Source organism: Desulfococcus sp. (assembly GCF_050178255.1).
Taxonomy (GTDB): Bacteria; Desulfobacterota; Desulfobacteria; order Desulfobacterales; family Desulfococcaceae; genus Desulfococcus; species Desulfococcus multivorans.
Genome location: NZ_JBFXGG010000117.1, coordinates 1 through 8926, shown reverse-complemented (window position 1 = coordinate 8926; position 8926 = coordinate 1). Strand labels below are relative to the sequence as shown.

The window sequence follows — 8926 nt, the reverse complement described above, 5'->3', positions numbered from 1 at the left end:
CCGCCAGCGTTCATTCTGAGCCAGGATCAAACTCGCCAATTAAACTTCTAAAAGCCAATCGGCTACTCAATATCCTTGACAAAGAGCTTAACTTGTTCATTACTGTCTGGTTTTCAAAGATCAATAATTTCCAGCACTTGTTTTTTCAAACCCACAGTGCTTCACTCAAAAAGCTCGGCATATATATCCGGCCCCTCGCCTTTAGTCAAGCAATTTTTTAATCTTTTTTTAACATTAATTTGACTTTACACCAAAAGCATTGTAAAAATTAAGCTTTTTGCCAATATGGAAATTCCGGCAACCCGGGTTGTCCGTATTGTTACATACTCAACTGTCGACTTTCATGATGGTGACCGGATAGATACGGCCTATGAAAGTCGAAATTTGAGTTACATATCGAAGTCGACCTCAAAGGGGTCATCAGATCGAAGGGGCAATGAAAAACCTTTAACGCAACTTTCGGGTTTCGTTATGATGCCCTGAAGGATGTGCCGACCTGTGAACATCGAAGGTTGAACTTGAAAATAGGTCTTGAAAATTTCATCAATCTATATTAAAGACCTTTTCCATCAATACGCGTCAATACAGGCCAGTAGCATAGTTGGTCAATGCGACGGACTCCAAATCCGTAGATCGTGGGTTCGAATCCTACCTGGCCTGCCAAACCAAAAAGAGAAGGCTATGGCATTGCTGTAGTCTTTTTTGTTATTACAGACGCCATTTGAGTTACATCTCTACACATCCAAATCATCTTTCGATTGAATTCAAACCCTCCGGTTCCGGAAAAAACAACATCACCCGAGTTTCACTGCTGCCGCGGCAATCCGCCGGACCGGCACAGGCTTCACAGCGGGAGATCTTGCCGGGACACCCGCCAGGTCTTGCAGCGGCATGGGGACAGTATCGCGAACGCATCCGGATGCTGAATCCGTATCTTTCCGAAAAGATTTTTATCCGCAGCAGATCGAGCCCCTTCCCGCCGGCATTGAAATCAAAAGGAGTTCCGGTGCTGTAGGTCGTCGGGTTTTGAATCGGAAAGAACCCCTCGAAAATCCGGCGTTGGAAAACATCCGGGACACCCACACCGAAATCATGGACAACCACTAGAATACCCCCATCTTTTTCTGTAATCGAGACGACGATTTCGCCGCCGTCCGGCGTATTTTCGACGCCGTTCCGAACCAGGCCGTCGATAATCTTCGCGAAATGGTCCTCAGGCATGCAAACGATTCCGTCAGCGTTTTCAATGAATTGGAGGCGAACCTCCCGATGGGCAAACAGCGGCTTCAGCAATTTGAGGCGGTGTCGGATGAAGGGTGCAATCCGGATGGTCGCAGGACCCGGGCCGCTCAGCCCCAAGGCATCGTGGAGTCGGTCGCGCATCCGCTTCACAATATGCGGCAAACCAACCTCCTGTGCTGCGATCAGGGCCAGATGGTCCACATACTGTTCGAAGACTTCGTCCAATCCCCGTCGCCCGTTCGCGTACCGGTTATTCATGATATCGGTTACCTCGGCCTGAATATCGGCGATCCGCCGGATGTTCCGACGGATAATTTTCATGGGCACCTCCCATTCCTCCGGCGCAACCCCGGCCAGGACATCCTCCAGAAGTCCGAAGACACCGCCCATGATGGAGACGGGTGTTTTCAATTCGTGGGAAAGATGGTTGATGGCCCTGTCCTTGGCCTGGTTCAGCGCCGATACCTCCTCGTAGGCCCGCTTCAACTCGTCGGATATCTTGGCGTTCTCGATCGAGATGGCAACGGTTCCGGCTATGGTGTTCAACAAGTCGATATCCCTGGGGGTAAACCGGCCGTCAATCCGGTTGGTCGCCGCCAGAACACCGATGGTTCGACCGCCTGTTTTGATAGGGACCTCGATCAGATTCCGCGTATGGTATCCAAACTTCCGATCTCGGTCTGGATAAGCTTTTAACCGATCGATATCATTTATGATGATTGGCTTTCCCGTCTGGATGACCTCGACGGCGGCGATCTGATCAAAATTGAACCGAAGCGCCTTGACGCGTTTCTGGATATCGGCGTCCTCATAGGACGATCCGATGAAATGATATTCCCTGGTATTCTCATCCAGGAGGATGACCAATGCGCCTTCACTACCCAGAAGCAATCGGACCTCGCTGCTGATATAGTCCAGAAGATCTCCCAGATCCCGATGCTCGGGCAGCGCAAGGCTGATGCGAAGCATGGCCCGATTCTGCGCGGCAGCCTGTTTTTCACGCGTGACGTCCTGGAGGGTGACGATGGCGCCTTCAATCTTCCCATCCGTCCCCTTGAGGGGGGCCGCCGTAAAGAACAACCATTTGCCCTCCTCCCCAAGATCCGGAAAAAAATCCTCGGCCTCGTAGGCCCCGGGGACGACCTCCGACGGCCGATATTTTCCCTTATAGTATTCGTCAAATTTTTCTCCGGGTGCGCCGTCAATGATGAAGTCCGCCATGATGGGGCGTTCATGGGCGTAAAACGGCTGCCACTGGCGCGAGGTCCCGATGATGTCCGAGGCCCGGATCCCGGTAAGGTTTTCACAGGCCCGGTTGAAATGCGTCACCCGATGTCGCTTGTCCACGGCGAATGTCGGAATGGCGCTGCTCAGGATGATTCGGGACACCTCCATGGCGCATTGCGCGGTCCCGTCTCGTCCATCCGCAGCATAATCGATTCTGGTTCCGGGCGGTTTCATAAGACTTTCCTCGCTTTCCGCTGTTCGGGTCACGACGACTTTCCGGCTCCGATCACTGCAACGGCCAGAAAAAGGGGATCATCCATGTAGCGGCGACGATGATGATGAGGTTGAGCGGAATGCCGAGTTTCATGTAGTCGGCAAAACGATAGCCACCCGGTCCATAAACCAGAAGGTTGGTCTGGTATCCGATGGGCGTCGCGAAACAGGCGCTCGCCCCGAAGCATACCCCCACGATAAAGGCTTTTGGATCCACCCCCAGTTTGAGGGCGGTTGAAACGGCGATAGGAAGCAGGAGGACGGCGGTGGCGTTGTTGCTCAGAAGCTGGGTGCTGATACTGGTCAGAAGAATGAATACGCCCAGGATCATATGAGGTGAAAAGTTCGAGACGAGGCCCAGAAAGAGGTCGGCATAAAATCGGCTGGCTCCCGTCTTCTCCATGGCGGCCCCCAGGGCGATGGTGCCCGCGATAAGCACCAGCACGTCTCCCTGAAGTGCCCGATAGGATTCCCGAATCTGAAGGCATTGCGTCAGGAGCATTAAAACCACGGCCGTCAATGCCGCCACCATGATGTTGAGGATGCCCGTCGATGCCAGAACGACCATTCCGGCAAAGATGAGCATGGCCCGCCTCGCCTTGTTTCGGTGCAGAATTTTGTGATAAACATCCTCCACCACAATGAAATCCGGGTGGGCGCGCACCTCCTCGAGGCGCCGCCAGGGGATGCTCACCAGCAGAATATCTCCGATCTTGAGACGGATATCGCGGAGCTTTGTTTCGGTATAATGCAGGCCGCTTCTTTCCACGGCTATGACGTGAATCCCCGGATCATTGAACAGAAAAATTTCCCGAAGCCGCTGCCCGATGAGGTCCGACTGGGGAGGAATGATGATCTCCACCGTGATGTTTTTCGATTCGATTCCGCCCAGATCCCCCGGGTTCTCGGGATAAGGCATGGCCACGCCGGTTTCCTGGAGCAGCAGGACCAGGTCGTTGGCGTTTCCCTTGACCAGAATATGGTCGCCCTCCATGATCGCGAGGCGGGTGTGCGTTACCTGAACGGCGCGCTCCCGACGGATCAATTCGATGGCATCGATGCTGGGATAAAACTCCCGGAAAAACTCCGGAGGATGCTGCCCGAGCAGGCGACTGCCCTGGCCGATTCGGATCTCCGTCAGGTATTTTTTCCGGTCGGCACGCTCCAGTTCGCAAGCCGGATTCGTGTTTCCCGGCAACAACCGCGGCCCTGCGACCATCAAAAACCCGATACCCAGCAGAGCGAGCGGTACGCCGACCTTGGAAAGTTCGAACATCGTAAAGGCGCCATATCCGAATCGGGCGCTCAGATCACTCACGATGATATTGGTCGAGGTGCCGATGAGGGTACAGGTGCCCCCCAGAATCGAAACATAGGACAGGGGAATGAGAAACTTGGACGGATGCAGGCCGAACCGGCACCCCATGCTCATGATGACGGGGATAAACAGAACGACGATGGGCGTGTTGTTGATGAACGCGGAAGAAACCCCGGTCATCAGGAGCATCAACAACATGGCCTTTCCCCCACTGCCGCCCGCCGCTGTGATGACCCTGTCGCTCAAAAGCGCGACGGCGCCCGTACGGGTCATCCCTTTGCTGATGAGAAACATGGCTGCAACGGTGATGACAGCCGGATTTGCGAAGCCCGCCACGGCTTCGACGGGCGTCAGGATCCCCGAAAGCGCCAAAGTGGCGATAACGCCGATGGCAGTGATGTCGACCGATATTTTTTCCGTCACCAGAAGGACAAAGGTGACCACAAGAACGGCGCTGACAATCCAAATCTCCATAGCAAAACCTTTCCTTCACACCCGGTCCCGGCATATTGACTGATTTAATTTAATCATTTTATCGCATGCTGCCTATCACCGCATCTATTTTTTTTACCCAACTTTCGACGTTCATGATGGTGACCGGATAAAGGTGCCGGCCTGTGAAAGTCGAAAGCTGAGTTTTTAAAAAAAGATCCGTCATCGTCACGGCACGATATCCACGACGCTTCGCTTTTCGGTTGACATTCGAGTATCAACTCGATTAGTTCGCATGCAAAGGAATTAAAATATTAATATCAATATCATATCGGCAGAGCTTCGGATCCGGGTACCGGCGCGGTACGGGTCGAAAGGTCTGCATCACGGGAGACAACAATGAAAACCATTCTCGGCATCATCGGATCGCCTCGAAAACTGGGCAATTGCGAAATCATGATCAAGGAAATCAGCCGGAACGTCACGGAGCCTCACGACCTCCAACTGCTCCGCCTGTCGGATTTCGACATTCAGCCGTGCAGGGGGTGCTACGCCTGCCTGCTCCAGGACGACGGCTGCGTCATTCAGGACGACTTTCAGACCGTCGTCGACGCAATCCTGGCCGCGGACGCCCTGATCGTTTCCGCACCCACCTATTTTCTCGGTCCCAATGCCGGACTCAAACGCTTTCTGGATCGGGGCATCGCCCTCTATCGCCACTCCGGGCAGTTGTGGGGAAAGCCGGCCGTGGGCATCGGCATCGCGGGAATTCCGGGACGGGAAGGATACACGCTGCTCGGGATCGAAAGTTTTATGAAGCTGATTTTGGCGGATATCCGGGCCTGCCGGCTTTTTTACGGGGCTCTGCCCGGAGAGGTTTTCATGGATGCGTCCAACCGCATGGGCGCTAAAGAGACGGCCGACGCCCTGTTTGGCGAGGCGATCCCGAAAACCGGCCCCCACTGCCCCCTGTGCGGCGGCGACACCTTTCGGCTTCTCGGAGAAAATCGCGTCCGCTGCATGCTCTGCAGCAACTCGGGGACGCTCCGCCTTTCAGGAGAAACCCCCGTCCTGGATATCCAGCGGAGTGATCACGAACTCTTCCTCACCCGGGAGGACGCCGTCGCCCACCGGGATTGGCTGGTGGGGATGAAATCTCGGTTCAAGACCCACAAAGACGAACTCAAAGCCATCAGCCTCGATTACCGCCAGGGGGGGACATGGATTCGCCCCTCCGCGGCCGCTCCAGAAAACGGTCAATAATGCCGACATCAGGGTCAATAAGGATATTCTCATGAAACTTCGGTACAGCCTTGTTTTATTGACGGTGCTCTCGACGACGCTGTTTTCCGCCTGCGAAAAATCCCCCGAAAGGGAGGTGCAGATCCAGGGAAAGACCATGGGTACCGCTTTCCACATCACGATGGTGACAAAAGACGACACCCGCAGGGTCGAAGAGAGAATCAACAAACGCCTGGTCGAGATCAACAACAGCATGTCGACCTACGATCCGGAGAGCGAGATCAGCCGCTTCAACCGGATGACCGAGGTTGGCCGCCCCTTTCCGATATCGGCGGATTTCCTGGAGGTCATGACCGCTGCCGCCCAGCTCTACGAACTCACCGGCGGTGCGTGGGACGGCACCGTCAACCCCCTGGTCAACCTCTGGGGCTTCGGCAGCCGAAGGGTTGCGCCCCGGGTTCCCGACCCCGAGGAAATCGATGCCCTTCTCCCGAAACTCGGGTTCCGCCACATTGAAATCACGAAAGACGGCGCACTGATCAAACATCACAGAGCGGTCACCATCGACCTGGCATCCATCGCCAAGGGATACGGCGTGGACCAGGTGGCGGCGGTGATCTCGGATGCGGGTATCAGGCATTTCCTGGTGGAAATCGGCGGAGAGATCTTTGCCCGGGGCCGACGCGCCGACGGCAAACCCTGGCGCATCGGCATCAACACCCCGAAACCCATGTCGGGAGCCACCGAGGTTTACAAGGTTGTGGCTATTTCCGACCGCGCCTTTGCCACCAGCGGGGACTACCGGAATTTTTTCGAAGAGGGCGGCCGACGCTACAGCCACGTCCTCGACCCCCGCACCGGCCGCGCCGTCGAGAACGGTGTGGCCAGCGTTACCGTCATCGCACCGACCTGCACCTTCGCCGACGGCCTGGCCACGGCCCTTATGGTCATGGGCCCTGAAAAAGGTCTGGCGCTGGTCAACCAACTGCCGGACGTGGAATGCCTGATCATCGTCGAAGAAGCCGGGAACGGCCTGTCTGAGCACCCCTCCAGAGGGTTTCGGGCCGAGCCGTGACGTATCGACCGGTCTCGTGTGCCGTCTCAAGGTTCGACGTTTATGATCACAACCGGATAGCAACTGAGAGCTGAAGGGGGATAAGCGCCCCTGTTCGCCATCGACGCACCCCTTTAGCCTGTAGCCTTCAGTCTTCAGCCTCAATTCCATGAAGAAGGTGTTGACAATCCGGAACAATTTCTTTACGTTTACTTGCTATCACTTTTACAACTGAATATTTCTAATAAGTTATACTGGTTTTTGACTTGTTTTACCTCAAACGTCTAGTGAATCGGGGGAAACACCCTGAAACCGTAAAAAGAATGACTTTTCAATATTAATGATACATGGGAGTGACGAAATAGTGGAAATTATCGTATTGCTCAAGCAGGTACCGGCCACGGAGACGAGCGTCAACATTGCAGCGGATGGGAAACGCATCAACCCGGACGGCGTCAAGTGGGTCATGAACCCCTACGACGAGTTTGCCGTGGAGGAGGCCCTCCAGCTCAGGCAGAAACACGGGGGCACGGTGACGATTCTCTCCATGGGGACGAACAAGAGTGTGGAAGCTATTCGGACCGGCCTTGCCATGGGTGCCGACAAGGGCATCCTGATCAATGATCCGGCTGCGGCCGACTGCGACGGATTGGGGACCGCCCGCATTCTGGCGGCGGCCCTGAAGACGATGTCTTACGATGTTGTCATCGCGGGGCAGCGGGCCATGGACGACGACAACTACCTCGTCGGCCCCGCCGTGGCGGAGCTTCTGGGCATCCCCCACATCTCCATGGTCATCGAGGAGACGGTCGAAAACGGCATGATCCGCTGCCGGAGAACCATCGAAGGCGGAACGGTGGTTCTGGAGGCGCCCCTGCCGGTTCTCTTCACCACCCAGCGCGGACTGAACGAGCCCCGCTATGCCTCCCTCCCCGGCATCATGAAGGCCAAGAAGAAACCTGTAGAGACCAAAACCCTGGCCGATCTCGGTATGAGCGGCGAGGACATCGCGCCGATGGTCGAGATCCTCGGAATGAGAATGCCTCCGGAACGGAGCGGAGGCCGGATGATCGACGGCGCATCGGCCGCGGAAAAGGCCGAAAAACTGGTCAACCTGCTGCACGAAAACGCCAGGGTGATCTGACAGGGAACGAACTTCGTCGGCAGTTCATCATACAATAACGGGAATTTTCCCGAACAGATATCAGGAGACGACAGAATGGCACAAGGAGTACTGGTTATCACGGAACAGATCGAAGGCGCTTTCCGGAAGGTGACCTATGAAGCGTTGAGTGAAGGAAAGCAGACGGCGGCGGCCCTGAAGTGCGGCACGGCTGCGGTTGTACTGGGCCACGGCATCACCGACATCGCCGAACAACTGGGGACTTACGGCCCCGACACGGTATGGGTCGCCGATGACCCGGCCCTGAAGGAATATACAGTCGATGCCTACGCCAACGTGGTGTCGGACCTCGTTCGCAGAGAGGATCCCGCCGTGATCCTTATCGGCGCGACGACACAGGGTCGGGAACTGGCCGCACGGCTGTCGGCCCGCCTCGAAGCGCCCCTGGCCATGGACTGCGTCGCTCTTCGCGTCGACGAGGGCAATGTGACGGCCACCCGCCCCATGTACGGCGGAAAGGTCCTCGCGGATCTGGCTCTCAAAGGAAATCCCTGCATCATCGCGGTCCGGCCCAGCGCCATGGCGATCCGGAAGTCCGAAGGCGCCGGAACCGTCGAAAAAATCGACGTCAATGTCGGCGACGCCGCCATCCGATTCGTCGAAAAACAGCTGGAGGCCGAAAAAACAGACCTCACCGAAGCCGACATCATCGTCTCGGGGGGTCGTGGTATGGGCGGCAGCGACTTCAGCATACTCGAAGCCCTGGCCGAGGTCCTGGGCGCCGCCGTTGGGGCTTCCCGGTCGGCCGTTGACGAGGGCTGGCGTCCCCATTCGGATCAGGTGGGTCAGACCGGCAAGGTCGTCTCCCCCAACCTCTATATCGCCTGCGGCATCTCCGGGGCCATCCAGCATCTGGCGGGCATGTCCTCATCCAAGGTGATCGTGGCGATCAACAAGGATGAGGATGCGCCCATCTTCGCCAAGGCGGACTACGGCATCGTCGGGGACCTCTTCG

General features: G+C 56.2%; 6 protein-coding genes and 1 tRNA gene. 5 read left to right on the top strand and 2 right to left on the bottom strand.

Features of this window, described 5'->3' with window-relative positions; genetic code table 11:
- The first annotated feature begins 586 nt into the window (after nt 1-586).
- A tRNA-Trp gene (locus AB7S84_RS14810) sits at nt 587-663 on the top strand.
- 84 nt (nt 664-747) lie between these two features.
- On the opposite strand, the gene AB7S84_RS14805 is transcribed toward AB7S84_RS14810, so the two are convergent.
- Together AB7S84_RS14805 and AB7S84_RS14800 are read right to left on the bottom strand one after the other, a co-directional pair.
- Nucleotides 748-2703 (bottom strand): GAF domain-containing protein, encoded by a 1956-nt coding sequence (locus tag AB7S84_RS14805; RefSeq protein WP_020876298.1) that lies wholly within the window; start codon nt 2701-2703, stop codon nt 748-750.
- Between the two features lie 52 nt (nt 2704-2755).
- Complete coding sequence (locus AB7S84_RS14800; RefSeq protein WP_020876297.1) at nt 2756-4534, bottom strand: SLC13 family permease; 1779 nt, start codon at nt 4532-4534, stop codon at nt 2756-2758.
- A gap of 357 nt (nt 4535-4891) precedes the next feature.
- Here AB7S84_RS14800 and AB7S84_RS14795 point away from each other — a divergent pair, with 357 nt between their 5' ends.
- The 4 genes from AB7S84_RS14795 to AB7S84_RS14780 form a co-directional block, all read left to right on the top strand.
- Complete coding sequence (locus AB7S84_RS14795; RefSeq protein ID WP_020876296.1) at nt 4892-5755, top strand: flavodoxin family protein; 864 nt, start codon at nt 4892-4894, stop codon at nt 5753-5755.
- Between the two features lie 31 nt (nt 5756-5786).
- Nucleotides 5787-6809 carry an FAD:protein FMN transferase gene (locus AB7S84_RS14790; RefSeq protein WP_428155385.1) on the top strand — a complete coding sequence of 341 codons (1023 nt, stop codon included), beginning with the start codon at nt 5787-5789 and terminating at the stop codon, nt 6807-6809.
- Nucleotides 6810-7152: 343 nt separating this feature from the next.
- A complete protein-coding gene (locus tag AB7S84_RS14785; RefSeq protein WP_020876294.1) occupies nt 7153-7932 on the top strand; it encodes an electron transfer flavoprotein subunit beta/FixA family protein in 780 nt (259 codons plus the stop codon).
- 75 nt (nt 7933-8007) lie between these two features.
- Nucleotides 8008-8926, top strand: a 919-nt coding sequence (locus AB7S84_RS14780) for an electron transfer flavoprotein subunit alpha/FixB family protein (protein ID WP_428155382.1), incomplete at its 3' end; no start/stop codon positions are given.

Bases quoted from the DNA above. Each gene is read 5' to 3' on its own strand.
- AB7S84_RS14795 (WP_020876296.1), top strand. From the start codon at position 4,892: ATGAAAACCATTCTCGGCATCATCGGATCGCCTCGAAAACTGGGCAAT.
- AB7S84_RS14790 (WP_428155385.1), top strand. From the start codon at position 5,787: ATGAAACTTCGGTACAGCCTTGTTTTATTGACGGTGCTCTCGACGACG.
- AB7S84_RS14800 (WP_020876297.1), bottom strand. From the start codon at position 4,534: ATGGAGATTTGGATTGTCAGCGCCGTTCTTGTGGTCACCTTTGTCCTT.
- AB7S84_RS14805 (WP_020876298.1), bottom strand. From the start codon at position 2,703: ATGAAACCGCCCGGAACCAGAATCGATTATGCTGCGGATGGACGAGAC.